The following is a 25,963-nucleotide window of genomic DNA, read 5'->3' on the forward strand; positions in this document are numbered from 1 at the left end:
CGTGACTGGAATCTCCCGGTCCGCAGCGCCGGCCCAGTGTGGCGGCGCAGCGAAGACCGCACGGCAAGCCGCACGCCGAATCATCGCAATCACCCTGTTGAGCGGGGCCATGGCCATGTTTTCGCTTGCCTGGGGAGCGCCGCGCAGTGTTGGGGCCGGGATGGCCGAATTGCGGCCCGCGGGGCTGCCTGTGGTCTTCCACGAAACAGGCGATGGGCATTGGATGGCGCGAGGCGGCCTGCAGCAGGCGCGGATCGACGCCGAAGGGTTATGGCTGCGGGATGGGACGAATTCCATTGGAGTCTCCTTTGAAGGACGGAGCCGGCACGCCCGGGTAGAGGCGGAAGGTGCGGCCGCGGGTACGGTGAATGTGTTGCTGGGCAACGAAGCGCGGCAGTGGCGCAGCGGTGTGGCGGCTTACGACGCGGTGTGGATTCGTGGATTATACCGGGGCATTGACCTGCGGTTGACGGGTGAGCGCGGTTCGCTGAAGTCGGAATATGTGGTGGCGGCGGGCGGGGATCCCGGGTTGATCCGGATCCGCTATGCGCCGGCGCAGCGGGTTACCGTGGAGAGCGGCGGGGACCTGCGGATCGAGACAGGCACTGGCGCCTGGCACGAAGCCGAGCCGCTGATTTACCAATGGCTGGACGGGCGCATGGAACGGGTGGGCGGGCGCTATGTGGTGCGGGCGGACGGCACCGCGGGTTTTGAAGTGGAAGAGTTCGACCACAACCGGGCGCTGGTGATCGATCCGGTGGTGACGTTCAGTTCGCTGGTGGGCGGGTATGGCGCCTCGGCGGCGACAGGCGTGGCGGTGGATGCGGCGGGCTATGTGTATGTGGCCGGGTACACGGATGCGGCCGATGTGCCGGTGGTGGGGCAGGCGGTTCCGCGAGTCGGCGGAGTGGATGCGTATGTGGCGAAGATCCAGGCCTCGACCGGGCGACTGGTGTACGCCACGTACATTGGGGGATCGGGGGATGACAGGGCGTTCGCGCTGGCCGTGGATTCAATGGGGTCGGCCTATGTGACGGGGTGGACGACCTCGACAAACTTCCCCGTGCTGGGTGCGGCGCAGCCGGCGATCTCGGGCTACAAGGATGCATTTCTGTTGAAGCTGAACCCGGCGGGCAGCGCGTTTGCGTTCAGCACCTACTTCGGTGGGGCGCAGAGCGAAGCAGGCAATGCGCTGGCGCTGACGGTGGCACAGGTGTGGATGGGGGGTGACAGCAGTTCGGCCAGCCTGCCTGGGGGCAATGGTTGGCGCGGCAGCAATGGCGGGATGCAGGACGGCTTTCTGGCACGCTATTCGCAGACAGGGACGCTGCTGGGCTCGACACTGCTGGGCGGATCGGGCGACGAGAGCGTGAAGGCCGTGGCGGTGGATTCGCTGGGCAGCGTGTATGCGGGCGGGGTGACGGCGTCGTCCAACCTGACGCTGCCGATGGGCGGGGCGCAGATGTCGTTGAAGGGCTCGCAGGACGGGTTTGTGCTGAAGTTCGACGCGACCGGTTCGCAACTGATCGCGGGCACGTATTTGGGCGGAACGCGGGGCGACGTGTCGAATCCCGAGATGGTGTTGGGGCTGGCGGTGGATGCGGCGCAGAACGTGTACGTCACGGGGAGGACGCCGTCGTCCGATTTCCCCCTGGTGACGCCTTGGATGGGGACGCTGCAAGGCTTGCAGGACGCCTATGTCGCGCGGCTGGCGAGTGGGTTGGGGTCTGTGGTGTGGAGCACGCTGGTGGGCGGGGCTGGCAAGGACTCGGGCACCTGCATCGGGCTGGATTCTGGCGGGCTGGTGGTGGTGGCCGGGTCGACTACTTCGTCGAACTTCCCTTTGCAGGGCGCCACACAGGCGGCGACGGGCGGCGGTTCGGATGGGTTTGTCCTGCGGATGGCGGCGAGCGGTGCTTCGATGGCCTTTTCGACCTACACGGGCGGGAGCGCGGCGGATGGCGTGGCGGGTTTGGCGTTGGGGCCCGGGGGGACGGTCTACGTGGCGGGACAGAGCGGGTCGGGCGACTACCCGCAGAAGAACCCGGCGCAGACGGTGTCGGGCGCGGCGCTGCGCATGTTCGTGACCCGGATCGCCGTTGGCGTGTTGCCTGGGTCGCCGAGCGTGGCGCCGAATGCCGGTTCCGGGACGACGCGCAGTTTCGCTTTTTCGGCCACGCATGCCTCCGGGGCAGCGCAGATAGGGGCGTTGGAGCTGATGGTAGGTTCATCGGCCGCGTCGGCGCAGGTATGCCGGATCCGGTATGACCGGGCGACGGGCCTGCTGGGGTTGGCGGCGGACTCCGGGCTGACGTGGAGCACTGTGGCCCTGGGGGCGAGCACCGCGGTGGGGAATAGCCAGTGCACCTTGACGGGCGGCGGGGCTACAGCGGTGAGCGCGGGTAATACGCTGACGGTGACCGCGACTTTGAGTTTTGCGGCGGGCTTCGCGGGGGCGAGGCAGTTGTACCTGAATGCGGCCTCGTTGAATGGCGAGGAGACGGGTTTTGCGCCGGCAGGAGCGTGGACGGTAGTGGCAGCCACGAACCAGACGCCGGCGGCCAGCCTGGTGACTCCGGCCAGCGGCAGCGGCAGCGCGGTGAAGTTCAGTGTGGTGTTCTCTGATGCGAATGGCGGCGAGGACATTACGACTGCGAAGGTCATCGTTCATACATCCGCCACGGATGCGAACTCGTGTTCGATCCGGGTGCAACGGGCCGCGGGGACGATTGAACTGGCCGCGGATTCGGGAGCGGCTTGGAGTTCCGGCGTGGCCGGTGGCGCTGGAGCGCTGCAGAATAGCCAGTGCCAGGTGAAACTGGCGAACTCGTCGCTGGCGGTGTCGGGCAGCACCTTCACGGTGGCGCTGGACCTGGTGTTTCAGTCTGCCTTTGCGGGTGCGCGGAACGTCTATGGGATGGCCACGGATGGCTCGGGCGGGTCTGGCAGTTGGAAGCAGTTGGGTACGTGGACGGTGACTGGAGAGGCGGTGAATACCGCTCCGGTAGCGGCGTCGGTGAGCCCGTCGAGCGGCAGCGGCGCGGCCCAGGTGTTTACGTTCAACTTCACGGATGCGAACGGCGCAGCGGACGTGGCGCTGATGCGGGTGTTGATCAACGCTCAGCAGACCGCGGTGGCGGGCTGCTACTTCGCATGGGACCGCAGCGCGGGGACGATCTGGCTGGCGGATGACAGTGGGGCGGTGTGGTCGGCGTCAGCACGCGTGGGGACTACTGAGTCGGCCAGCAACAGCCAGTGCAAGGTGAATGCGGCGGGCTCGTCAATTGCGTCGAGCGGCACGGGCCTGAGCATGGCGGTGAGCGTCAGTTTCTTCGCGGGCTTCAATGGAGTGAAGAGTGTCTACGCCAATGCCACGGATGCGGCGGGGGTGACGAGTGCCTCGCCGCAGTTGGGTGCGTATACGGTTGCGGCGGCGAGTACTCAGCCGACGGGACCGCTGACGGTGGAGCCGGCGGCGGGCAGCGGTTCGAGCCAGATATTCACTTTTACGTTTACTGATCCGCGGGGCGCGGCGGACCTGACGTGGCTCCGCGTATTGATTCACTCGCAGCAGACGGCCGTGGGCGGCTGCTATGCGGAAGTCGACCCGGTGGGGCTGATTGCCTATCTCTATGACGACGCGGGTGCGGGGTATGGGGCGGCGCGGTTGGGCACGAGCGATACGGTGCAGAACAGCCAGTGCCGGATCGCAGGCGCAGGTAGCAGCGTTTCGTTGACGGGGACGCAAGCCACTCTGAAACTGGACCTTCAATTCCAGACTGGGTTCGGGGGGGTGAAGTCGATCTGGGCGAACGCGAGCGACCAGACGGGCTTTACGAGCGGGTCTCCGCAGTTGGGAGCGTTCACGGTGGACGCGGCCGGGGGGCAGGCGTTGGGGCCGGTTTCGATGACACCCGGTAGCGGCAATGGCGCGGCGCAGGTGTTCAGTTTTGTCTTTGCCGATCCCAAGGGCGCGACGGACCTGGCCTGGATGCGGGTGCTGATCCATGCGCAACAATCGGCGGTGCAGGCGTGTTACCTGGCCGTGGAGCGGTCGACTGGAATCGTCTACCTGGCCGATGACGCGGGTGCGAACTGGGTGCAGGCGGCGATGGGGAGTAGCGCCATGGCGAAGAACAGCCAGTGCACGGTGAGCGGGAGCGGGTCGTCGATGAGCCTGAGCGGCAATGGGGCGACGGTGGTGCTGAATGTCTCTTTCACGGCGGCGTTCAATGGGGCGAAGAGCGTGTGGGCGAATGCAACGGACGAGGCAGGTGCGACGAGTGCGTCTCCGCAGATCGGGTCATACCTTGTGGCGGTGACGGGCGGGAACCAGATGCCTGGTCCGGTTTCGGTGACGCCGGCGAACAGCAGCGGGTCGAGAAAGGTGTTCACGTTCACATTCAGCGACGGCAATGGGGGTGCGGATGTGGAGACGCCGCGGGTGCTGATCCACTCCCAGCAGGCGGGAGACCACGCCTGTTACTTCCAGTTGACGCGATCGACCGGGCTATTGGGGCTGGCGGATGACGCGGGTGCGGCGTGGACACTGGTACGGTTGGGAACGGCAGACACCGCGCAGAACAGCCAATGTGTCCTTTATGGTGCGGCTTCATCGTCGGCTGTCGCAGGTAATTCCCTGACTCTTGTGGTGGATGTCGGGTTTAAAGCAGGCTTTGCGGGTGCGAAGAGTATCTGGATGAACGCTACGGATGTGGGGGGATTGACGAGCGCGTCGCCGTTGCTGGGCTCGTTTACTGTGACGCAGTAGGAGTTGCTGGAGATGTGGGGTGGCTGGGCTTCTGGCGGAAGGCGCTGATCCAGATAGCCAGGCAGAGGAAGTGGGAGACGATCAGGACGAAGTTGCCGAGGAACAGGACGTCCCTGGACATCAGGCGGAGCGACTGTCCGATGGCTTCACCGGCCATCTGAACGCCGAGACCGCTGGTGACCGTGAGCAGACGGCGGTCGAGCGTGCGGGAACTCAGCAGAAGCATCCACAGGATGAGGTTCATCACCATGGCAGTGACGCTCAGATTACGGGCGACGTTGGTCATGGAGCGGCTGAAGGTGCGATCGGGGTACAGGATCGCATAGCTGAGAAAGATGACGGCCAGGAAGGCGGCTCCAATGATGAGCCAGCGCCCCATCCAGCGTTTGTCACCCTGGCTGGTGAGGGCGCGATAGACGAGGGAGATCACCAGGATGAAGACCATCGACTGACGGAACATGTCATCGATGTAGAAGACCTTCGCGTAAACAGTGGAGCCATACAGACCCAATTCGGCAACATTTGTCAGGAACAGGACAATTAAGTCGAGGAATAAGGCCAGATAGGGACGAACGTGGCCCTTCAGGAGGAGGTGCAGCAGATAGGCGTAGCAGAGGATTGCGATGCCGCTGAGGGAGAAGAGGAGGGCAGAGACAATCATTGGGACCCGGCCGCGTACTGCGATCGCCGCCGAGCCCCAAAGAAGGCGGATTGACTACTATTAGCGGATGCCGAGCGGGTCGCCCCACGGATCGGGCGGCGGCAGCGGGCTGATGCCGAGCGGGTCACCCCATGGATCGGGCGGAGGCAGCGGGCTGATACCGAGCGGGTCGCCCCATGGATCGGGCGGAGGCAGCGGGCTGATGCCGAGGGGGTCGCCCCATGGATCGGGCGGCGGCAGCGGACTGATACCGAGCGGGTCGCCCCACGGGTCAGGCGGAGGGAGCGGGCTGATGCCGAGCGGGTCGCCCCACGGATCGGGCGGCGGCAGCGGGCTGATGGAGAGGGGATCGCCCCACGGGTCGGGTGGCGGAAGCGGGCTGATGGCCAGCGGGTCACCCCACGGATCGGGCGGCGGTAACGGACTGATAGACGGGGCATTCAGACCTGTGCTGGCGGGCACAACAGCCGCGAAAGACGAGGCTGAGAACACGAGAAGTGTAACACAGGCTACGCTCAGGCTAATTTTCTTGCACATTATGGTGGCTACCTTCGCAGTGCACAAATAGAGACCGGTTTTGCGCCGGCATCCAAGTTTGGTCCCCATTACTAAGGGTTCTACCTGAGCTTATGGGAGGACGAAGGTGCCAATGGGTAGGATTTGTCCTAGGTACTATGGTAGGCAAATCTCTAATGTTGTCTAAGTGGTTTTATACTGCCACCTTAGGCGAGTTTAGAGGGAAGAAGTACCTATGGGAGAAAGGCGAAGATTACCCGGCAGTACCCCTAGACGGATTAGTACTGTTCTCGCGAGCTAAGGAAGGAGGGCGGTTCCGCGGGGTCGTTCGGCCCGGGGAAGGAGGAGCGGCCGCGCAGGCGTTTGCCGGGCCATTCGAGACGCATATCCTGGCAGACCTCATCGAGCATGTCCATGGAAGTCGTCTTCTTCTCGAGTGCAAAAGCGGTGAGCAGGAGATTATCGCAGATCGCGTTGATAAGACGAGGGATGCCCTGGCTACGCAGGTGGACTTCCTTGATGACTTCTTCGGAGAAGACTTCCTGGTCGGGCATGCCTGCCTTGCGCAGACGGGAGTTGATATACTCCGCGGCCTCGGCGAGGCCGAAGGGGGCGAGAGTGCAGCGGAGGACGATGCGTTGCTTGAGTTGGCGCAGGTTGGGGGCGTCCAGCTTCCGGTCGAGTTCGGGTTGGCCGGCCAGGACGATCTGGAGAAGTTTGCCGAGACGGGGGTTTTCGAGGTTGCCTAAGAGGCGAATCTCCTCCAGTACGTCCCATTCCAGATTGTGCGCTTCATCGACGATCAGTACTGTAGTACGACCTTCGTTGGCTTGCTGGATGAGGAGCTGATTCAAGGCGAACAGGACCTCGGTCTTCGACTTATGTGCGCAGCGAAGGTCGAGATCGTAGGCGATCATCTCGAAAAACTGTTCGGTGTTGATGCGGGAATTGAACAGGAAGGCGAACTCGATGTACTGCGACTCGAGGTAATCGCGCATGCATTCCAGCATGGTGGTCTTACCTGTGCCGACCTCACCGGTGAGTACGATGAACCCCTTGCGGCTGTGAACACCGTAGATCAGGTTGGCGAGAGCTTCTTCGTGCTGCGGGCTCCTGTAGAGGAACGCGGGATCCGGGCTTAGGTTGAATGGGTTTTCCCGAAATCCAAAGAACGCGTTATACATAAGCTCCGATCACTGCCCCCGATCCGCTTCTCGTTTGGCTCTTCTTGTAGATGAGATCCCTCATTCTAACATGCTCCATCGGCATGGCCGTGTTTCCACCTTAGACCAAACCTGCAGGAAAGCGGTCAACGGATGCAATGAGTTCAGGCGTGATGCTCGGCGGCATCGAACGCCAGTTCGGCCCACCCGGGCAGGGCCGCGGGCTGGTCGTTCATGAACACGACGCGCCGGGTCTTCGGGAAGGGAAGTCCGGAGCGTAGAGGCTGACTGTAGACTGGCAGACTCTTGAGGATCTGGCGGAACGGGTCGGCCGCGAGGTCGATGGAGGCGCTTTTTGACAGGATCCCTGTACCCCAGCCGAGGCAGACGAGGCAGGACGAAGCCGATTCGCTGATGGCGGTGAGACGCTGGGCGAGCTGGTCGAGGGATTGGACGACCCCGGCCAAGCCTGTCGATTCCGCGTATTTCCTCTGCACTTCCAATAACTTGGCGGCTGCAGCGTTGGCGGCCTGGGCGAAGCGGCGGGCCCCGGCGGGCTCTTTCCAGCGCAGGGCGCGCAACATTTCGGCGCTGGCCATGGCGGGGGAGTCCTGATATTTGCCCTGAAAGACGGTACCGGGCACGGCCATTTCGGCGAACATCGGGGTGGAGTCGGTGGGGCGGCGGGCTTCGACGGCACCGCGGGGGCTCATCTTCCAGCCTAGTTCCAGTTTGTTTCCACGCGGAAGAATGGTGGACGTCCGGACCAGGTAGACGCGGGTGGCGCCGCCGGAGGAGAGGCTCTCGGTGTCGGCGAGCATCATGGAGCGGGTGCGGCTGACTCCGGAGGCACCGAGGGTGGAGGTTTCGAGGCCTTCGGCGGGCGACCGTGGTGTGCGTTCCAGGGCGGCGAGGCGGCCGGCGAAGTCCTTCCACTGGCCTTCGCTGGCGCGATCGATGAGCAGAGCCGTCCGCAGCGGTCCTTTGACGGCGCTGGCGGGCACATAAACACCGCCGGTTGGTGTCGTGGCGAAGGTGGGGATGAACAAATGCTCCGGCGATGTACGGGCGTAGTACAAAGCGCAGGAAGGGTGTTCGAAGGGGATGCGGCGGCTGGCGTAGTTCTGGGCGTAGCCGCCCCAACTGGCGAAGTCGAGCCGTTCCGCCTTCCGGATCTGGTTCAGATAAGTGTCGAGGCGCGGTCCTTTGGCCAGGAGTCGGAAAATGCGGCGCTGGTCGAGGACGTTGACCTGGTCTTTCCAGACCATATAGTCAATGGGCGCGAGTTTCTGGCCGTCGCCGACCAGGAGGGGTGTCAAGACGGTGAGGCGATAGTTCTTCATGCGGTCACCGGCCATGGAATTGGCAATGCCACGGCGTAGCCGGAGCGGTAGACGGGATGGGGGCAGCCGGGCGGCGCTACATCGCGGACGGCACCGAGCGGCGGTTGGCCGGCGAGCAGGACGGAGCCTTCGGCGACCATGCGGGAAGCGAGTTTCTGCTGGCCGCCGCCCTGGGAGGCACCGACGCGGCCGGTGCGGCGGGTGAGCAGGTAGTCGCCGGCGGTCCACTCGACGGTATCGGAATCGGCGGGCGAGAAGAGGGATAGCAGCCAGTAAGCATTGCCGGCCGGGGGCAGGGCGGAACCGAAGAGCAGTTCCGGCAGCAGGCCGGGCTGGAAGTCGGGATTGCGGAAGCGCCCGAAGCCACGGGAGCGCAGGCCGCCGAGGCCGGTGTCGGCCAGTAAGCGGAAGGCTGCCTGCAACTTAGGGGCCCAGACAGCATAGGTGATGGGGTTGGAAAACTGGGCGGCGCACCACAGGCCGGAGGCGGGTGCGTACTGGACGCAGGTCACGCGGTGCGGCTCGATCTGGCCGCCGGTGACGCGGTCGACCGCGGCGCTGGAGCGTTGAACGAAGCGGAACGGCCCGGTGGACGAGCGGCTGTTGCCGGGGATGAGGCAACTGCTGTGCCCGTCGACGGTCCACTGCTCCTCGGAGGGTTGTTCGCCCTTCACGAGGCCGGCGATGACCGAAGTGGGGACGAGAGTGGCACCTTTCCAGCGCACTTTGGAGGCGACGGTCGGGCTGGCGGGCGGAGGCCACAGGCCGGCGGGCGGCGGGGCGTAGAGGTGGCCGCGCTGCCAGGGGAAGCAGGAGCTGAAGCGGACCGCGGGTTCGGAGTGGGGCTGCGCGGTGGCGTTGAGCCACTCTTCCAGCAGGCCCAACTGTTCGAAGCTGGAGCACAGCGCCGAATAGAGGGCGTCGCTATGAAAGATGGACACGGCCTGATCGCGGGCGCCGGTATCGGGACCGATGCGCCAGGGCGTGGTGGGCCGTAGTCGAATGAGCAGCGCGGGGTTCATCGGGAATCCGCCGTTCAGGAGAGTCTGCCGGAGAACTCGGGATCGCGGACACCGGCCTGGAGAGCAGCCGTTTCGGCGGCATCGAGCAGGGCCTGTTCTGCCTCACCGGCGGCGTAGTAGGCCTTATTGCGCCAGGTGAGTTTCCAGTTTGCGAAACGAACCCGGCCGCTGCCGCGAGAGCCGCCGCCGCCGAGGGCATCATCTTCGAGGAGGCGAAGACCCTGGACGAGGGTGGGCACGAGTTCGCGATCAGCCGGGCAGAGGATATCGACGACGAAGCGGACGCGGAAGCGGGCGCCGGCCGGCACGCGTTCGAGGGTGCGGGCATTGGCCTGGGCCGTGATGCGGTCGATGGCGTTTTCGCTCTTGACCTCGGTGAGTTCGTCGTCCAGATTTTCGCGCATCTGGGCGGTGATGGACTCCATGTCGAGAGGGGCGTCGTAGGCGGTGAGGCGGGCCGGGGTGGCCGATTTCGGCTCCAGGGCATCACCGGAGACCCGCTCCATGCGGCCGGGGTTGCGGCCGAAGAGCACGCCGACCTCGTCGGCCGGGTCGTCGGTCTGGTGGATGCGGACTTCCTGGCCGCGGCGGCGGGAGAGGTAGATCAGGTCGGCCGGGGAGACCAGGCCGGAGGACTGCTCGAGCAGGCTACGGATCTTGCCGCGCAGCGAGCTGCCGGGGACATAGGGGCGTCCGAAGGCGTCCTTGACCACGGGGTTATCGGCGCCACCGAGGTCCAGGGAACCCTTGCCGGCTCCGATGTGGAGGCCGGTCTCGCAGATCATCTCGCCATCCAGCAGCAACTTGCCAATCAATCCGAGCTTGGTATCGGCGGTGTGAGAGCTCATGTGAAACTCCGGAAATCTTTCTTCCTGACGGATGCTATTCGTTGTAGGCGACGATGGCCTCGAAGAGGTCGCGGAACCGTTCGTAGCCGCGGGCGTCGTTCTTACGGGTGACCTGGAGCAGAAGGCGCTCGAGGGGGTCGAGGCTGCGCAACTGGTGGCGCGCGATGGTATAGGCCAGGCGCGCACGGAGCATCACAAAGTGGTGCTGGCGGTCGCCCTCGCCGGCGCGGCAGGCGCGGCGCACCGCACTGAAAAGACGGCGCAACTGGCTGCGGGTGCCGGAATCCATATCGCGCATGCGGGCGACGATGGCATGGGCCGCGTTGTCGAGGTAGAGGCTATCGGCGACCAGTTTATCCAGATCGATGTCGGACGGCGGCTCCATGGGGCGGCCGCCGCGATCGGGGCCTTTGCCATGTTCGCGCGGACCACCGCGGCGGTCTCCTTCGCGATCGGGCCGGCGTTCGCCGCCAGGCTGGGGTCCACGTTCGGGCCGGTCGGCGCGGGGCGGGCGGTCACCGGCGGGTTTGTCGCCCTGGGGCGGACGTTCGCCGCGGGGCTGGCGCTCAGGCCGGCCGCCACCGGCGGGCCGTTCGCGGCGTTCCTGCGGAGGCCGGTTATTCGGTTTGGCGTCGGGTTTGTTCTCCGGCTTGGGGGCGGGCGCGGCGGCAGGCGTCGGTTCCGCCGCTGCCGGAGCCGGGGCCTCGGCCGGGGCTGGGGTTTCCTGGCGCGTTTCCGCGGCTGGTTCAGACTGGGGCGCGGGCGCAGCCGGTTGCGTCTCTTCCGGTTGGCTCTGCTGCGGTTCGAGTTCGCTCATATTACTCAGCCTCTTCCAAGAATCGCGCCCATTCGAGGGCGACGCGGCCCGCCGGTCTCAGCTTCAACTGAGCCTGGCCGCGGGTGAGAAATGCGGCCAGTACCGTGTTACGGGTCTTCTGAAACTCTTTATTGCGTTCGGGACCGTCCAGGACGCGATGGAGGCGGCGATGAAGCCGCCAGGGGCGTTGCTGTGCCTCGACCGCGCGCCGAGTGGAGCGGGCCGGGAGGGTACGGTCGGTTTCCCGGTAAAACGAGCCCAATTCGCCGAGGAACTGCGGCGGGCAGCCGAACTCCTCCACCAGGCGGAGCATGGAGGTCTTAAGGTCGGCCGCTTCAGCCACCTGCTTCCAATCGAGCACGCGTCCGAGCAGGGAGATGGAATCGCGGCCCACGCTCTTGGCGATTTCGAGCTGGTGGCCAGCTTCGGCGTAGACGCTGGCGGGGTCGACGTCGGGTGACGGAGCCAGAGCGAGCGCCATGGAGAGGGTTTTGCCTTCAGCGCCGGGGAACTCGCGCAGGAGTTCCGTGGCCGAGCGCTGGAACAGGCGCTCAATTTCGCGGGCGAAGGGGATGAGGGCGTCCCAGCTTCCGATGACGGAGAACTCGTCACCGCCAGTGTGGAGCACCGAGACGCGGTTCTGGAAATCAGGTTGAGAACAAAGAACTTGTACTTCCCCGGCGAAGAATTGCCGGAAGAAGACAGAGAGCTGGAGGTATTCCTCGATGCTCTGAGCTTTGCGCAGGCGGGTGGAGAACTGGTCGGCGTCGCCACGCAGGATGCCCCAGGTTTTGCGGCCGTGGGCGCGGGCGGCGAGCTCCAGACGGGAAGCCGGCTGGGGCCCGGAATCGGCCGGGGCGTAATGGGTGGCGAGCCAATGTTGTTCGCCTTCGGCTTTGAGCAGGCCGGGGGCATCGGCGTCCCAAACGGCGGCGGAGGTGGCGGGCAGTCCGCGGTAGAGGTCAGAGAAGAAGCGGTTCAGGCGCGAATCGTCGGCGAAGGGTTCGAAGACGCCTTCGGGTTCCAGGGCGTCGGGACCGCGCCAGCGGGCCATCTGGTCGTCGAGACGTTTGCGGACGTCGGTCCAGGCTCCGAGATTCTCGGTGGCGGACCAGGCGAGGCGCAGCCGGTGGCCGCTGAATTCGGCCAGGCGGCGGGTGACGTTGACCAGGAAGGCGTTGGCTTCGGGGAGACTCTGATCAGTGAGGACGGCGAGGAAGTGGCCGCCTCCGCTGGCTCCGAGGAGTTCGGGCGCGAGGCCCAGGTGTTTCAGCAGGGCCCGGGGGATCGCCTCGGACAGAAGGGAGACGTGAAGGCAACGTCCGGCGAGCGACGCGAGGCCGCCTTCCGAGTCGCGAATAAAAGGCTCAATGCCTAGGAGCTTGCCTTGAAGGAAAATCTGCACGAAGACTGCCTCAGGCCACAATCAAATTCTGAATCTAGCACAGAGGCGGAACTCGTTGTCGAAACTTCGGTTTCCGGACCCCTAGATGCCGGTTCTCGGGCGGTAGCCGGGACGGGCACTGACCCGGAGTTTACGGGCCACATCGCTTTTGATCTCAACGGTGATCTTGCGGAAACCCTCGTTCGGGTTGGGCGCCGGATAGTAGGTGACGGTATAGGAATTCCCCAAATCTTCGCGGATGGCCTCGAAGGCCTCCACCTGTTTTTGCCAGGTCTTCGCGAAGAAGCTCTTGCCGCCGGTGCGGGAGGCGAGGCGGCGGAAGACGCCGGTGGAGATGGGATCCCGGCTGACGTCGCTGGTGGAGATGACATAGATGGGGATACCTTCGTCCTCGGCCACGGCCCGGACGTCGTCGGGGGCGACCATGGAGGCGGAGTCGGGTCCATTGGAGAAGACGATGACGACCTTGCGTCCGGGAACCTTGGCGGCGTCGCGCAGGGAGAGCAGGAGGGCGTTGTAGAGGGCGGCGTCGTCGCCGGCGACGGCGGTGCGGAGGCCCTGGAGCACGTCGTTGCGATCGCGAGACAGGGAGGCGGCGCGGGTGAGGTTGCGGGAGAAGGTGTAGACAGCGACGGAGTCGGCGCGATCGAGGCCGCGCACGAAGTCGGCGATGGCGTCCGAGGCGTAGACGAAGCCGCGGTACATGTAATTGGACGTATCGAACAGGACGAAGACGTTGGTGCCGACGAAGGCATCGGTGGCGATGCCGCCCTTCTCGGGGTCGGCCTGGGCGGTGACCATGGGCTTGGTGGAGCCGTCGTCCAGGAGTTGGAGGGGCGGCTTGTTGCCCTCGGCAAACGTGTTCACCTTCTGTGAGATGCCGTCTTCCAGGATGCGGAAATCAGACGGCTTGAGGCCATTGACATAGCGGCCTTTGGAGTCGGTCACGGTGAAGCTGAGCACCACCATGTCGACTTTGACCCGGAAAGTGGGTCGTGCCTGATCCTGCCCGAGAAGGAGAGCCGGCGCGGCGGCCGGGATCAGGGCTCCCGTACTGGTAGCGAAAAAGTGTCGGCGTGTGAACTTCATCATCCCTCCGGTGAACTTAGTCTTCGAGTGCGGCCTTGGTTTCGAGCGCCTGGAGCTTGCGTGTTTGAACGCGGACGCTATCGGCTACGGTGCGCATGGAGCGCAGCAGGGCGGGCCAGTCTTCGAGGTGGGTAGCGAAGATCTGTTCCACGGTGCGCTGGGTCCATTCGGGCAGCAGAACGTTCAAACGGGAAGGCGGCAGGTAGAGTTCGTCGGCCAGGGCGGCAAAGAAGAGATTGTTGGATTCCCAGCTCTCGGCGAGGATGCGGCTGGAGTACCCCATGAGGGTAGGGAAGGTCCGCAGGTTGAGGAGTTCGGGGTGCTGGGAGTTGGTGAGCGTGGGCTTGGGGGTGCCGAAGGCCTCGGAGATGGCGGCCTGATTGCAGCGTTCGGGGCAGGCGGCGGTGAGGTGGCGGATCTCGTCGGCCACGAAGACGCCGGAATCCATGCGCTGGCTGACGGCCAGGGTGCCGATCTGATAGAGCTCGGCCGGGGTGATCTGTTCGAGGGCGGCGGTGACATCGCCGGCGGCCAGCAGGTCGTCCACGTGACGGACGCGGGCGGGCGGGGCGAGGCGATCGAGGATGTCGAGGGCTTTGGTGCGGGTCTCGGAGGAGAGGGCGGCATCGGCGACGACGGTTTCCCCGAGGCGCATGTGGAGGTCGACATAGTGGAGCTGGGCCGGATCGACATTCCAGAAGCGGGGGAGCTTGCTGGAGACGAGCATCTGGGGTACGAGGTCGCCCCAGATGAGGGCCTGTTCGCGGGTGGGAATGAGGAAGTTCTGTTCGGCTTCGGCGAGGGCGTAGGGCAGGTTGGCGAGGGAGCCGACCAGGCGGCCGCCGGCGCTGGAGGGCCAGCCGGTGCCGAGGACCTCAGTCGTTCTCCAGGTCTGGTTATTGCCCTGGACTCCGATGAAGTCGTGGCTGCGGGCAAACAGCGGGTTGGTGTAGAGGATCTGGGCGCCGGGCGGTGCGTAGTGGAGGTAGAGCAGCCCGACGAGGGAGTCGCGCAGCAGCGGGGTGAGGATGCCGCGGGCATCCTTGAGTTTCTCGGGATTGCCGGCGGCCTTTTCGATGACGGAGCGGAAGTTGAGTTTGCGCTGGGCATCGATGTGCTTTTCCGTCCAGAAGCCAAAGGAGAAGGAATTGCGCTCCTGCGAGGAGAGCGTGCCTTTGGGCAGGTTGAGGTCGGAGACGCGGGCGGCGAGGCGGTTGAGCAGGGCGGCATTGGCCTTCTCGCCTTTGGCGAGGGCATCGAGGTGGTCGGCCAGGTCGAAGAGGGTCTTCACTGAGACAAGCTTCTGGGCTTCGAAGCCCTTCATCATGTCGGTGAGCATGAGCTGGTGGGTTTCGTCGTCGTTGGGGGCGACGGCGCCGGCGAGGAGATCGAGCAGGCGGTCCTGCGGGTTGACGCCGGGCGCGGCGCCGGTGGCTTTCAGGATGATCTGGACGCCGCCGCGGGCGCCGTCGAAGAGGTCGCGCTCATTCTTGATTTTGGCGAAGGGCTCGATGAGGGCGGCGAGGACGGTATCGGTTTGATCAGCGGGGATCAGCTTCTGGCGAACGAGAATCTGCCAGAAACCGGCCAGGGCCTGCATGCTGCCGGCGACATCGGAGCGGACACCCATGTCGCGGATGTCCGAGATGGCTTCGGCGGTATCGAGGTAGAGCTTGATGGTGCGGTCGCTGATATTGGGCGATTCGGAGAAGAGCGAATACTGGGCGCCGAAGGTGCGCCACTTGACGGCGAGCTGGCTGACGGTGGCGGCCTCGAGGGGCTGGCGGCGGTTGCGATCGAGGTCGCTGAGCGACATGAAGATCTTGAGCGGCTCGTTTTCGACCGCCTTGCGGGAGAGGCCGAAGAGGGCTTCCAGGAGTTCCTCGGGTTCCTTCCAGTTGGCGGCGGACTTGGTGAGTTTGCCGTCGTACTTGCCGTTGGGGTGTTCGACGAAGAGTTTGCGCCAGACTTCGATGCCGCCGGGGATTTGCGCTTTGCCGTTCTCGACGCGCAGGCGGGTGGAGAGCAGCATGAGGTCGGTGTTGGCGCGGAAGACGGGCCGGGCGGGACCGGGGCTGGTGACGCGGCCGCGGAGGGCGGTGTAGAAGCGCTTGAGGTGGGCCGGTTCGGAGAGGTAGTCGAGCGTGGGGCCGTGGATGCGGAGCAGGGCGTCAAAGTAGCTGGCGAGCCAGCCGTCGTCCTTGGTGACCAGTTTCTCGATGAACTTGACGCCTTCGTTGGGGTTGGCGCCGGCGAGGTCGGCCCAGCCCGAAGCGGAGCGATCGCCGCCGGGCACGCTGACTTTGCCGTTGCGGATGCGGAACATGCCGCCGAAGAAGTCGAAGACGTGGGCGAAGGCGCGGATACGGGTGACCGGGAGCGACTTGCGGAGCTCTTCGGCGGTCTCGGGATCGAGCTTGGCCATGCCGAGGTAGAGGCGGCAGAGGGAGGGGTCGTTCAGGAAGGCGTCGATGAACTCGCCGCTCTGGCGTTCCTTATTGGAAAGCCAGTATTCGGGGGCATAGAGGACGGTGACGCGGGTGGGTTTGAAATCGTAGCGGAAGGGCCGGTTGGTGCGCAGGGCCTGTTCCAGGTCGGCCAGGGGGAAGCCGGAGTCCATGGCGAGGAAGGCGCGGGTGGCATTGACGGTCTCGAGGACGACGTCGCTGCCGCAGCCGCCGCGCATGCGGAAGCCGAGGACACGGAGGAGTTCACCTGTCTGGGTGGAGTCGCAGTTTTCGATCTGGATGGTTTTGGAATCGCCGGCGAGTTTGTCGAGCTCGCGAGCCTGGCCCAGGTAGCGGATGACGAGCTTGAGGTACTCGGTGGGTTCCAGCGAATCGCTGCCGCTGACGGCCTGGTAGCCATTGGTGACGACGTTGCGGGCGAGGGCGAGGAGAATGTCGCGGGAAGGCAGGTCGGGCGAGAGGGCGGCCATGCGCGAGAAGCTGCGGATGGGGCCGGGGATTTCGACGATGCCTGTGGGGATGGTGGCGATGGTGGGCGCCTGATCAGCGAGTGTCAGCCCGCTTCCACCCGCCTGGCGCCAGGCGGCGAGGTGGCGGCTGGCGGCGGCGCGGTCGCCGGTGATGAGGTTGAGTTCCACCAGGCGCCGGAGGGCATTCTTTCCGGCGGGGGTGGTGGGCCCGGCGACGGCGAGGAGTTTCTCGTAAGCGGCGCGGGCGCCGGGGTCGCGGCGTAAGTCGAGGAACTGGGCGTGGGCCGCGAGGGCAGCAGGATCGCGAGGCGCGGCTTTCGCGGCGTCTTCGAGAATCTGCCTGGCCGCGCGGGCCTGTCCGCGCAGTTCCATTTGGCGCAGGCGGTCTGCCTGGTCGTCCGCCGGCCAAGCCAAGGTCAAAGAAAACAGGGTCCCCAATAGGGCGAAACGAGCGCTCTGCTTGAGCTCCATCATCCCCTCCCGATCCCAACCAGTCTCACGCCGTGGTGATCGAATGTATCACAGCTGGCAACCGGAGTGTACGAGGACAGCGGATGAACAGATTTCCGTGTCCGGCCACAAGCGGTTATTTGAAATGGATGCACCGGGCGGCGTTTGGATGCAAGACCCTTGAAAGGACGCGGGTTGCGAGGCGCCAGGGACCGCGGCGTATTCTGAATGCGGAGGTCGGTATTCAGAATGCGTCTTTTCGCAGTTTTGCTCATGGGTCTTATGAGTCTTCCGCTGGCGGCGGCGGAACACACAATTGCAGTGGTGGGACTGGTGCACTCGCACGTTTGGGGTCATTTGAACAAGATGGTGCAGGGGCAGCCGGCGCGTCTTGTGGGCGTGGCGGAGAGTGAGCCTGAACTTGTGGCGGAAGCCAAGCGCCGCAAAGTGCCGGAGAACCTGATTTTCTCCGACTGGAAGAAGATGATCGATGAGAAGAAGCCAGAGATTGTGTGGTCGTTTGTCGAGAACAACCGGCACCGGGAGATTGTGGAGTATTGCGCTCCGCGGAAGATCCACGTGATGTTCGAGAAGCCGCTGGCTTCCACGTACAAAGATGCGCTGGCGATTAAGGACCTGGCTGCGAAGCACGGGATCTACATCCTGACGAACTACCAGATGGCGTGGTGGCCGTCGAACTATGTGGCCAAGGAGATTGCTGATTCGGGCCAACTGGGCAAGGTCTGGCGGATCCGGGGTGTGGTGGGGCATGGCGGGCCGGGCGGTCCGACTGGGTTGAATAAGTACTTTTTCAACTGGCTGACGGATCCAGTGAAGAACGGAGCGGGGGCGCTGGTGGATTTCGGCTGCTACAACGCTTTGTGGAGCCTGATGTACCTGGGCCGGCCGGAGACGATTTACGCGCAGGTGAATCATCTGCGTCCCGAGGAATTCCCCCATGTGGAAGACAACGCGACGATCGTGCTGCACTACGCGCAAGGTGTGGCCGTGCTGGAAGGCAGTTGGGATCTGCCGCGGAGCTTCCAGGATCTGGAACTGTTCGGGCGGCAGGGCAGCGTGTACATGACAAGCCAGAAGGTGGAATTGCGGAAAGGGCGCGGGGCTGTGGAAGAGGTTCCGATCAAGCCGCTGGCTCCGGAAGCGGCCGAGCCGATTGCGGCCATGGTGCATGCGATCGAGACGAAGACGGCGCCGGGCGGGATGACGGCCATCGACCTGAACGCGCAGGTGGTGGAGTTGATCGAGGCGGCGAAGGAGTCGATTAAGACGGGTAAGGCGGTTCGGCTGAAGTAGAAGATTCCGGCTGGCTGCAATAGAAAAGGGGCGCCCTTGCGGGAGCGCCCCTTTTTTGCGTCTGGCCGGCAGCCGGTGGGCTTACTGGGCGATGCGGAGGATTTCACTGGCGATGCGGACGAACGCGTAGTTCAGATCCGTGGGGGTCGGAGCGTACGCGTACATGCCGGCATTCTGAGTGTCGGAATAGATGGGGCTGGCCGGATCATTAGCGATGCGGCGCAACAGTTCGTGATCAACGCCGCCGTTGCTGCCGAGGCCGATGGTATAGAGGGCGGGCTTCAAGGTGGCGTTGTTGCGGGCCGCGGTGGCGATATTGTCGGCCACGTTCATTCCTGCGCCGGTGACAGCCATGGGAACATCCGGCCGTTTCTGGCCGCTATAGTTGCCGGAAGAGAAGGTGGCGATGGCCTTGTAGCCGGTTGTGTTGAAGCCGTGGATTTCGGTGTCGGGGATGTAGGCGACGTCGCGCCGGACGGCCGTGGCGCTCCCGGCGAAAGCGCAGCCGGAACCGCTGATGAGCGGATCGCTCACGTCGGTTGCGGAGGATGCCGCCTCCTTGATGAGGCCGTAAGTGGCGCCGGTCGAAAGGCTGTATGTGTCGCCGGCGGCTTGGGTGAGCCCGCCGACGAGGTTGGCCGGGGTCCAGTTCGGATTCCAATTGGGGGCAGAATAGTTGGCGGAACTCTGACCGGAATTGCGGTCGTACTTATCGCCGTTGGCGTCGGTACAGGTGCTGGGCAGCATCGTGCAGGTGGATGACTCACTGGTGCAGCCGCTGGGGCCGCCGTTATAGCCATAGCGGGTATCGGATTTCTTTTTCACCGGGAAGCTGGCATGGAAGAGGTTGGCGTAACCGTCCGTGAACAGGACGATCATGTTCAAGGTGCCGGGTTCGTTGATGGTGACGAGTTGATCGTAGGCCGCATCCAGAGCTGAGCCGGTGCCGGTGCCGCCGCTGCAGGTGATGGCGGCGATGCGGGTGAGCATGGACGGCGAGCCGGTCTTGAAGGTCATGGAAGGGGCGAAGTTCAGATACCAGGCACCGCCGAACGTGACGAGACCGAGGCGATCGCGCTGCTCGGCGAACATGTTGACGAAGGTGGTGGCGGCTCCGCGCATGGTGGTGCAGGGCTTGCCGTTGGTGGTAGTGTCCTGCATGGAGCCGGAGCGGTCGAGGACGAGCAACAGATTGACGTCGCGGCGCGAGGCTTTACCGGTGGCCACGACGTGCGTCGTGGTGAAGCCGAGGTAGCGCATGAAGTACTGGGGCGCATCCACCGACGCCGTGACCGTGACGGTGCGGGTGCGGTAAGCGGACTCAGCCACGGCAACCGAGACAGCCTGATTTTTGGTGCCGAAGCTGCCGGCTTTCAGATTCGCGTTGAAGAAGTCGATGGCGCGAGCCTGAGCGGCAGCGGTTTGTTCACCAATGGTCAAGCCGACACTGAGGTTGCGGGCGGCGGCGATCGCAGCGGCGTCGGCGGAGGCGGAGATCATGGTCTTCAGCACGAACAGGACGCCCGCGTCGACGGCCAGTCCCACGATGGGGATCAGGACCGCGATGAGGACCGCCGTTAGTGGAAGGAAAATGCCTTTTTGCCGGGCTGTCCAGCGCCGGGCGCGAGATTTGTGGACAGTGGCGGTTTTCATGGATGACATCATTCACCTCTGCGAATCGAACTACAATGCCTCAGGCTGAAACGGTTAGAAGATATAGCGGCGTGTGATCAGGTTGCCGACATTTGAGCCGGGCACGCTCCACGCCAAGCCCTTGAAAAAGCCTTCTGCCATGAAGGCGAACTGTCCGCTGGTTAAGGTCAGGGTATTGCCGAAGTTGGTGGCGCGGGCCGATGAATCGGTCAGGTAGTTGACGACATCGCCGTTTGCCGAGATATTGCCTGGGGTGCCAAAGGTACTGGTTTTGAAGCTCGCGTTGCCGACGACGATGCGGTTGATAATCACGTACTGGTTCATGTTTGTGCACTGACCGGTGGTTAGGCCGGCGCCGGTGCAGTCGCTGCTGGCGATGTACGTGACTTTCGAAAGAATAATGACGCCGTTGCCGCCGGAATCCGTCATGTCGAGACCAGCGGCCAAGCGCACGAGCAGGTTGCGGTTGGCGGTGAGGCTGAAATCGACCCAGCGTGCGTACATGTTGGCGGCGTCGCGAGTGACGGTGGTGACCTGAATGGCCCGGCTGGTGTTGAAGCCAACTGAGATGGTCGCCATCATGATGGGGACCAAGAAGAGGCTGACCATTGCGAAATCGATCAGGGAGTGGCCCCCCTGGGTCTTCCTTTTAGATAGGCGTGCGATTCTCATGCGCGTTCCAGCTTTCTTACCGGCAGGGCGGTCCGGAGGAGCCGCCTGGCAGGCCTTCCATGCGATCGCTTGACCGCGCGAGGACGGTCATGGGTGTTGCGGTGCGCCACAGCGGCGCGATCCACCTGAACTGGTAGCCCTCGACTGACACCTCCACGATGTTGCCCGGCATGTTGGCGGACGTCTCTACCTGGGTGTCGGGCTTGTAGTACCGGATGAAGGTCTTCGTTGAGATGTCGGTGGCGTTCAGAAAGCCGACCGAACTGCGGCGGACTACTTCCTTGATGGAAGCGTCCTGGCACATGCCCGACATGGTTTGGAAGGTGACAGCGTAGCGCGTACCGGCCTGAACGGCATACTGGATCGCGGTACGGGCATAGAATGCCCGGCCGAAGTCGATGATGCCCAGGACGATGGCGAAGAAGGGAAGGATGACAATTGTAGCCTCAACCATCGCGTTACCGCGCTGGCGACGCCTGGACGGCCTAGAGTGCATGGGATTCGCCTGGGTGGCCATGAGAAAGTTCGACCTGCAACAAGTATCGAGTGGTCCCGGTCAAATAACGATTGGGTGGATACCTTACCAGGGGTGGACTGGTACTAGTTGAGAGGTACTTTCCAGGTAGGGATTTACTGAGGTGACGCCTAAGGTTCAGGGTTTTTCGGGAGAAGGTTAGGCGCAATGACTGAGGTCGCAGCTCTGGAGGCGCTGGTTCAGCAGGGCAGTCGCAAGACAGCTGGGCTACGCGGAGCGGGCGGGCCGAGGCCAGCGCGTGCGGTCGCCTGCACCCGTTTGGGCGGAACGCGCTGTTCGGGATTTCCATTCCTGCATCTGTCATGGTCTCTCCGCTGTCCATGGGATCCGGCTGCACCGGCAAGGATTTGCTTCCCTGATTGGTTCTATCGGCGGAAGCGCGGGGAGACTTGATTGGGCTGATGCCCTACAGGATTTTGAGATGGAAGGATTACCGGGGATGGGCCTGTAGCGGCAATCCCTGGTTTCTGTTAAGGTTCCGGCCCGAACGGCACTGGTATTGACGGGTGTAGGGTACTGGGGCTCAGCTCGTTAGAGAGAGATGGGCGCCGGCTATCCGCTGACGGAGGTTCGCGGCTCCGTCTGCATTCGCGGGCTGGGGCGGAGGAGGATCGCCGCTCCCACGGCACCGAGGCCGAGCGCGATCCACTGGGTCCACGTGAAAGGGCCGCCCCAGGGAAGTGCCTGCTCATGAAAGCGGAAGAATTCGATGGTTACGCGGGCGAACGCATATAGAAGAAGATAGAGTCCCAGGATCCGGCCGTCCCGGTGAGGCCTGCCGCTCTGCCGGTAGAGGAATGCGGCGAGGAGCGCAACCACTGCCGCTTCATAGAGTTGCGCGGGATGGAGGGGGATGCCGAGGGGCACTCCGGTGAGTTCGTGGGCAGCGGGGTTTTCGAAGGTCACGGCCCAGGGGCGGTCGCAGAGGGAGCCCCAGCAGCAACCGGCCGCAAAGCAACCGAGCCGGCCGATGGCATGCCCGAGAGCGACTCCGGGGGCGAAGACGTCGGCGGTTTTGAGCCAGGGCAGGTTTTGCCGTTTCATGTAGGCCCAGGCAAAGGCGAACGCGCCCAGGAAGCCGCCATAGTAGACCCCGGCGGAGAGCAAGGTGTCGAACGAGAAGATTCGGCCGGGGTTCTTGGCGTAATAGTCGAAGTCCATGACGAACATGAGTAGCTTCGCACCAGCCAAGCCGGTGAGGGCGCAGTAGATAGCGAGATTGCTCACCTTCTCTGGATCGATTCCGGCGCGGCGGGCCAGCCTGGTGGTGAGCCAGATGCCGGCGAGGAAGCCCAGGGCGACCAGCAGTCCGTAGGTGGGCAGGAAGAACGAGCCGATGGAGATGAGTTTGGGGAACATGGTTCAGGCGCGTTTGCGCGCCGCGATGCGCAGGCGGCGGTAGTCCATGCGCCACTGGCCGGACTCCGCATCATACAAGGTTGGACGGGCCATTTCCGCGTAGCGATTCAGGACCGAGGCGCGCCATTGCGGGGCAAACATTTCCATCCAGTTGGCAAGACCGGCCTCGCCGCCGTCGAGTGGGGTGAGGCGGTCGAACAGGAGGGCGTAGACGACTTCGAAACCGGAGTTCTCGAGGACGGTAGAGTATTCGCCGATGCCGGGGAAGTACCAGGGCGACTCGACGGGCTGGCCCTGTTCGCCGAAGATCTGGCGGGCGGCGTTGAGGAGAGAGGCGACGTTCCCAGCGCCGCCGAACTCGGCGACGAGGCGGCCGCCGGGTTTGAGGGCGGCGAACATGCGATCGGCGGCCTGCTGGGGCGGGCGGATCCAGTGGAGGGCGGCGTTGGAAAAGATGGCGTCGAACTGTTCGTGCGCGATGTAATCTGGCAGGCTGGCATGGATCCAGGAGCCGGCGGGATACGCGGCGCGGGCCTGTTCGAGCATGGGCTCGGAGTAATCGAGGCCGGTGAGGATGGCGCCCGTGGCCCCCAGTTTGGCCGTGAGCTGGCCTGTGCCGCAGCCGACGTCGAGGATGTGTTCGCCGGGGGCGGGGGCGAGCAGCGCGATCAGGTCTTCGGCACTCTTCCAGACAAACGAGTGGCGCTGATCATAGAGGGAGGCGTTCCATTCCACGGCGTTGGTGATTCCCATCAAAGATGGTACAGCATCAGGTAAACGACCACGCCTGTGACGCTGACATAGAGCCAGATGGGCAGGGTGATGCGGGCCAGTTTGCGGTGTCGAGCGAGTTGGCCGGTCCAGGCGCGGTAGAGGGTGATGATGGCCATGGGGGCGACCGCCGCGGCGAGGATCGTATGGGTGAACAGAATGGTGAGGTAGACGGTCCGAATGGCGCCGGGATGCTGAAAGCGGACGGACCCGACCTGGTAGTGGTAAGTGAGATAGCTGATCAGGAACAGGGTGGAGGTGGTGAAGGCGGCCAGCATCACCTTCTTATGAGCGTCGAAATTACGGCGGCGGATGAGAACGTAGCCGATGACCAGCAGGATGGCGGACAGGCTGTTCAGGCAGGCGTTCAGCGTGGGTAGATCACGCACTTCCATGTCACAAGACCTCTTTCCGGACCTTGCCGATGTCTTCCACCAGTTGGGGCAGGGCGGTGGCGTCGGTGGTGTCGTAGTAGCCGCGGATGCGGCCTTTGCGGTCGATCAGGACGAAACGGGTGGAGTGCTCCAACTTGCCGTCGCCGACGTTACCGAGTCGAAAGGTGTCGAAGCTGAGTTTGTTGAGGGCGTCGGCGGGGCCCGTGAGGAAGGTCCAGCGCTCGGGGTCGGCTTTGAACTGTTTGGCGTAGGCGGCGAGGACCTCGGGGGTGTCGGTTTTGGGGTCGACGGTGAAGGAGACGAGTTCGACGTCGGAGAGATCCTTCGTGTCCTCCTGCAGTTTGTGCATCTGGGCGGTCATGCGGGGGCAGGGGCCGTGGCAGGTGGTGAAGATGAAGTCGGCCACCCAGACTTTGTTGGCGAGGGCGGCGGTGCTTTCGTACTTCTGCCCATCCTGGTTGGTCAGGGTGAAGTGGGGGACATCCCCTAAAGTGGGGAGGCCGGAGTTCAGACACGCGGTCAGGCAGAGACAGGCCGCACCCAGGGCGGCGGATTGAAGAAGCTTCATTGCCAACTTTTAGAATAGCTTGTAGCTGTCGATGATCAGGGCCAAGTAGAGGAGCGGCAGGTACATGACGCTCGCTTTGAGGACGCCGCGGGCATTCAGGGACGTGCGGTCGCGGCTGAGGCGGGCGGCCGATTTCAGGAAGAATCCACCCAGAACCAGGGCGGCGGCCAGATAGAGATTGCCGGTCATCTGGAAGAAGCTGGGCAGCAGGCTGATGGGAATCAGGGCGATTGCGAAGCCCAGGATCTGGCGGGAGGTGGAGGCGCCGTCGGGCTCGACCACGGGCAGCATCTGGATGCCGGCTTTGGCGTAGTCGTCGCGGTACATCCAGGCGATGGCGTAGAAGTGGGGAAACTGCCAGAGGAAGATGATGGCGAAGAGGATCCAGGCATCGATGGTGAGGACGCCGCGGGCGGCAGCGAAGCCCAGCAGTGGGGGCATTGCTCCGGGGAAGGCGCCGACGGTGGTGGACCACCAGGTGCGCTGCTTCATCGGGGTGTAGAGGCAGAGATAGCTGGCGACGGTGAAGAGGCCGAGCCAGGCGGTGAGGGGATTGACGCCCCAACCGAGTTGAAGTTCACCGGCGACCAGCAGTGCGATGCCGAACAGCAGCGCGTTGCGCGGGGTGACCTTGCCGGCGGGAATGGGCCGCTGGCTGGTGCGGTTCATCTTGGCGTCGGCGTCGTGTTCGTACCACTGGTTCAGGGTGGCCGTGCCGGAGGCGATGAGCGCCGTGCCCAGCAGGCAGTTGAACAGCAGGAGGAAATCCACCGAACCCTGATGGCCGAAGAAATAGCCGATGCCTGTGCTCATCAGGATGAGCCAGGTGATTCTGGGCTTGGTGAGATCGAGATAACTTCTCATGAATGATGCCCCGGGGATGCCAACTCGTGGCGCGAAGAGCCCGTCTCCGGAGCTTGCTCCACATGGCGCAGGATTTGCGCCGACAGAACTACGGTCAATGCGAGGACCAGCGCGCCGGTGCCGGCGTGGGTCATGAGCGCGGCGCGGATGGCCAAACCGGCTTCAGCGCCCATCATGCGGGCGACGAGTGCGGCGACTCCGAGGACTACCTGGATACCAATGAGGCTGAGCAGCCAGACGCAGGTGCGTTTCATGCCCGCCAGGGCTTGCGCGTCGGTCATTACCGAAACGGCGACCATCATGACAACAATGGCGGCGATGAAGGCCCAGACCACGTGCGGGATGGCGCCCATGACTTTGTGCCGATAGGCGGCTCCGAGGGCTACTTGGAGGACGACGACCGCTGGAGCGGCCACGGCCATGGAGCGGAGCGAGGGCCAGCCGGAATCGGGGACCACGGCTTGGGAGGCTGCCGCGGGAGAAGTTCTCCAGGCGGCTAAGGCCAAGCCGGCGAACAACATATGAGCCAGCCACGCGGTGAGTGCTTCGACTTCGGGCGCGGCCAGGGAGCCCACCGGCGGTACGCCGTAGACAATGGCAGCCAGCGCGCACGCCGACAGCAGGACGAGAATTCGGTGCAACCACGAACCCGACATATGTTTACTGTGGAAACCCAGTGGGGTCCTGGAGACAGGATCCCTTGGGGACCATTCTACCCCGGCAAGAATTTTTCCGCACTTGTCAGATGCAGCAATTGACGGGAACGACGCGAATGGATTGAGCCGTGAGTGGATTTTATCGGGGATTGG

Annotated in this window: 21 protein-coding genes; 2 read left to right on the plus strand and 19 right to left on the minus strand. The window is 64.2% G+C overall.

Going from position 1 to position 25,963, the window contains the following annotated elements:
• The first annotated feature begins 109 nt into the window (after positions 1–109).
• Positions 110–4,771 carry a beta strand repeat-containing protein gene (locus tag ACR9Y2_RS12690; protein ID WP_435041671.1) on the plus strand — a complete coding sequence of 1,554 codons (4,662 nt, stop codon included), beginning with the start codon at positions 110–112 and terminating at the stop codon, positions 4,769–4,771.
• On the opposite strand, the gene ACR9Y2_RS12695 is transcribed toward ACR9Y2_RS12690, so the two are convergent.
• The 10 genes from ACR9Y2_RS12695 to ACR9Y2_RS12740 all read right to left on the minus strand — a co-directional run bounded on the left by ACR9Y2_RS12695 (position 4,755) and on the right by ACR9Y2_RS12740 (position 17,047).
• The gene (locus ACR9Y2_RS12695; RefSeq protein WP_435041672.1) at positions 4,755–5,432 is read right to left on the minus strand and encodes a hypothetical protein; all 678 of its coding nucleotides are present in this window, start codon (positions 5,430–5,432) and stop codon (positions 4,755–4,757) included. The genes ACR9Y2_RS12690 and ACR9Y2_RS12695 overlap by 17 nt on opposite strands.
• A 60-nt stretch (positions 5,433–5,492) precedes the next feature.
• The gene (locus ACR9Y2_RS12700) at positions 5,493–5,969 is read right to left on the minus strand and encodes a hypothetical protein (protein ID WP_435041673.1); all 477 of its coding nucleotides are present in this window, start codon (positions 5,967–5,969) and stop codon (positions 5,493–5,495) included.
• Between the two features lie 257 nt (positions 5,970–6,226).
• Positions 6,227–7,132, minus strand: a complete 906-nt coding sequence (locus ACR9Y2_RS12705; protein ID WP_435041674.1) for an ExeA family protein — start codon at positions 7,130–7,132, stop codon at positions 6,227–6,229.
• Between the two features lie 143 nt (positions 7,133–7,275).
• On the minus strand, positions 7,276–8,454 hold the full coding sequence (locus ACR9Y2_RS12710) for an RAMP superfamily CRISPR-associated protein (RefSeq protein WP_435041675.1): 1,179 nt from the start codon (positions 8,452–8,454) through the stop codon (positions 7,276–7,278).
• The gene (gene csm4 / locus ACR9Y2_RS12715; protein ID WP_435041676.1) at positions 8,451–9,476 is read right to left on the minus strand and encodes a type III-A CRISPR-associated RAMP protein Csm4; all 1,026 of its coding nucleotides are present in this window, start codon (positions 9,474–9,476) and stop codon (positions 8,451–8,453) included. The genes ACR9Y2_RS12710 and csm4 overlap by 4 nt, the downstream gene beginning before the upstream one ends.
• Before the next feature lie 14 nt (positions 9,477–9,490).
• A complete protein-coding gene (gene csm3, locus ACR9Y2_RS12720) occupies positions 9,491–10,324 on the minus strand; it encodes a type III-A CRISPR-associated RAMP protein Csm3 (protein WP_435041677.1) in 834 nt (277 codons plus the stop codon).
• A gap of 34 nt (positions 10,325–10,358) precedes the next feature.
• Positions 10,359–11,141 carry a type III-A CRISPR-associated protein Csm2 gene (csm2, locus tag ACR9Y2_RS12725; RefSeq protein ID WP_435041678.1) on the minus strand — a complete coding sequence of 261 codons (783 nt, stop codon included), beginning with the start codon at positions 11,139–11,141 and terminating at the stop codon, positions 10,359–10,361.
• Position 11,142: 1 nt separating this feature from the next.
• Positions 11,143–12,546 carry a Cas10/Cmr2 second palm domain-containing protein gene (locus ACR9Y2_RS12730; RefSeq protein ID WP_435041679.1) on the minus strand — a complete coding sequence of 468 codons (1,404 nt, stop codon included), beginning with the start codon at positions 12,544–12,546 and terminating at the stop codon, positions 11,143–11,145.
• Between the two features lie 81 nt (positions 12,547–12,627).
• Positions 12,628–13,638 carry a VWA domain-containing protein gene (locus ACR9Y2_RS12735; protein ID WP_435041680.1) on the minus strand — a complete coding sequence of 337 codons (1,011 nt, stop codon included), beginning with the start codon at positions 13,636–13,638 and terminating at the stop codon, positions 12,628–12,630.
• 13 nt (positions 13,639–13,651) lie between these two features.
• Positions 13,652–17,047 carry a tetratricopeptide repeat protein gene (locus tag ACR9Y2_RS12740; RefSeq protein ID WP_435041681.1) on the minus strand — a complete coding sequence of 1,132 codons (3,396 nt, stop codon included), beginning with the start codon at positions 17,045–17,047 and terminating at the stop codon, positions 13,652–13,654.
• 258 nt (positions 17,048–17,305) lie between these two features.
• Between ACR9Y2_RS12740 and ACR9Y2_RS12745 the strand changes: the two genes are divergently transcribed.
• Positions 17,306–18,337 carry a Gfo/Idh/MocA family protein gene (locus tag ACR9Y2_RS12745; RefSeq protein ID WP_435041682.1) on the plus strand — a complete coding sequence of 344 codons (1,032 nt, stop codon included), beginning with the start codon at positions 17,306–17,308 and terminating at the stop codon, positions 18,335–18,337.
• Between the two features lie 81 nt (positions 18,338–18,418).
• On the opposite strand, the gene ACR9Y2_RS12750 is transcribed toward ACR9Y2_RS12745, so the two are convergent.
• The 9 genes from ACR9Y2_RS12750 to ACR9Y2_RS12790 form a co-directional block, all read right to left on the minus strand.
• A complete protein-coding gene (locus ACR9Y2_RS12750; protein ID WP_435041683.1) occupies positions 18,419–19,990 on the minus strand; it encodes a VWA domain-containing protein in 1,572 nt (523 codons plus the stop codon).
• A gap of 54 nt (positions 19,991–20,044) precedes the next feature.
• Positions 20,045–20,662, minus strand: a complete 618-nt coding sequence (locus ACR9Y2_RS12755) for a hypothetical protein (RefSeq protein WP_435041684.1) — start codon at positions 20,660–20,662, stop codon at positions 20,045–20,047.
• A 16-nt stretch (positions 20,663–20,678) separates the two neighbouring features.
• Positions 20,679–21,116, minus strand: a complete 438-nt coding sequence (locus ACR9Y2_RS12760; RefSeq protein WP_435041685.1) for a TadE/TadG family type IV pilus assembly protein — start codon at positions 21,114–21,116, stop codon at positions 20,679–20,681.
• A gap of 633 nt (positions 21,117–21,749) precedes the next feature.
• Positions 21,750–22,556 carry a prolipoprotein diacylglyceryl transferase gene (locus ACR9Y2_RS12765; RefSeq protein WP_435041686.1) on the minus strand — a complete coding sequence of 269 codons (807 nt, stop codon included), beginning with the start codon at positions 22,554–22,556 and terminating at the stop codon, positions 21,750–21,752.
• A gap of 3 nt (positions 22,557–22,559) precedes the next feature.
• Positions 22,560–23,309: a class I SAM-dependent methyltransferase gene (locus ACR9Y2_RS12770; protein WP_435041687.1), complete on the minus strand. Its 750-nt coding sequence runs from the start codon at positions 23,307–23,309 to the stop codon at positions 22,560–22,562.
• Positions 23,309–23,722, minus strand: coding sequence for a DUF420 domain-containing protein (locus ACR9Y2_RS12775; protein WP_435041688.1), 414 nt, complete (start codon positions 23,720–23,722; stop codon positions 23,309–23,311). The genes ACR9Y2_RS12770 and ACR9Y2_RS12775 overlap by 1 nt, the downstream gene beginning before the upstream one ends.
• A 1-nt stretch (position 23,723) precedes the next feature.
• Positions 23,724–24,290, minus strand: coding sequence for an SCO family protein (locus ACR9Y2_RS12780; protein ID WP_435041689.1), 567 nt, complete (start codon positions 24,288–24,290; stop codon positions 23,724–23,726).
• A gap of 9 nt (positions 24,291–24,299) precedes the next feature.
• Entirely contained in the window at positions 24,300–25,154 is an 855-nt protein-coding gene (gene cyoE, locus ACR9Y2_RS12785) for a heme o synthase (RefSeq protein WP_435041690.1), read from the minus strand.
• Positions 25,151–25,795: a hypothetical protein gene (locus ACR9Y2_RS12790; RefSeq protein WP_435041691.1), complete on the minus strand. Its 645-nt coding sequence runs from the start codon at positions 25,793–25,795 to the stop codon at positions 25,151–25,153. The genes cyoE and ACR9Y2_RS12790 overlap by 4 nt, the downstream gene beginning before the upstream one ends.
• Positions 25,796–25,963: the final 168 nt, after the last annotated feature.

The organism is Paludibaculum fermentans (assembly GCF_051172195.1).
Lineage (GTDB): Bacteria > Acidobacteriota > Terriglobia > Bryobacterales > Bryobacteraceae > Paludibaculum > Paludibaculum fermentans_A.

Bases quoted from the DNA above. Each gene is read 5' to 3' on its own strand.
- ACR9Y2_RS12690 (WP_435041671.1), top strand. From the start codon at position 110: ATGGCCATGTTTTCGCTTGCCTGGGGAGCGCCGCGCAGTGTTGGGGCC.
- ACR9Y2_RS12695 (WP_435041672.1), bottom strand. From the start codon at position 5,432: ATGATTGTCTCTGCCCTCCTCTTCTCCCTCAGCGGCATCGCAATCCTC.
- ACR9Y2_RS12700 (WP_435041673.1), bottom strand. From the start codon at position 5,969: ATGTGCAAGAAAATTAGCCTGAGCGTAGCCTGTGTTACACTTCTCGTG.
- ACR9Y2_RS12705 (WP_435041674.1), bottom strand. From the start codon at position 7,132: ATGTATAACGCGTTCTTTGGATTTCGGGAAAACCCATTCAACCTAAGC.
- ACR9Y2_RS12710 (WP_435041675.1), bottom strand. From the start codon at position 8,454: ATGAAGAACTATCGCCTCACCGTCTTGACACCCCTCCTGGTCGGCGAC.
- csm4 (WP_435041676.1), bottom strand. From the start codon at position 9,476: ATGAACCCCGCGCTGCTCATTCGACTACGGCCCACCACGCCCTGGCGC.
- csm3 (WP_435041677.1), bottom strand. From the start codon at position 10,324: ATGAGCTCTCACACCGCCGATACCAAGCTCGGATTGATTGGCAAGTTG.
- csm2 (WP_435041678.1), bottom strand. From the start codon at position 11,141: ATGAGCGAACTCGAACCGCAGCAGAGCCAACCGGAAGAGACGCAACCG.
- ACR9Y2_RS12735 (WP_435041680.1), bottom strand. From the start codon at position 13,638: ATGATGAAGTTCACACGCCGACACTTTTTCGCTACCAGTACGGGAGCC.
- ACR9Y2_RS12740 (WP_435041681.1), bottom strand. From the start codon at position 17,047: ATGATGGAGCTCAAGCAGAGCGCTCGTTTCGCCCTATTGGGGACCCTG.
- ACR9Y2_RS12745 (WP_435041682.1), top strand. From the start codon at position 17,306: ATGAGTCTTCCGCTGGCGGCGGCGGAACACACAATTGCAGTGGTGGGA.
- ACR9Y2_RS12750 (WP_435041683.1), bottom strand. From the start codon at position 19,990: ATGAAAACCGCCACTGTCCACAAATCTCGCGCCCGGCGCTGGACAGCC.
- ACR9Y2_RS12755 (WP_435041684.1), bottom strand. From the start codon at position 20,662: ATGAGAATCGCACGCCTATCTAAAAGGAAGACCCAGGGGGGCCACTCC.
- ACR9Y2_RS12760 (WP_435041685.1), bottom strand. From the start codon at position 21,116: ATGGTTGAGGCTACAATTGTCATCCTTCCCTTCTTCGCCATCGTCCTG.
- ACR9Y2_RS12765 (WP_435041686.1), bottom strand. From the start codon at position 22,556: ATGTTCCCCAAACTCATCTCCATCGGCTCGTTCTTCCTGCCCACCTAC.
- ACR9Y2_RS12770 (WP_435041687.1), bottom strand. From the start codon at position 23,309: ATGGGAATCACCAACGCCGTGGAATGGAACGCCTCCCTCTATGATCAG.
- ACR9Y2_RS12775 (WP_435041688.1), bottom strand. From the start codon at position 23,722: ATGGAAGTGCGTGATCTACCCACGCTGAACGCCTGCCTGAACAGCCTG.
- ACR9Y2_RS12780 (WP_435041689.1), bottom strand. From the start codon at position 24,290: ATGAAGCTTCTTCAATCCGCCGCCCTGGGTGCGGCCTGTCTCTGCCTG.
- cyoE (WP_435041690.1), bottom strand. From the start codon at position 25,154: ATGAGAAGTTATCTCGATCTCACCAAGCCCAGAATCACCTGGCTCATC.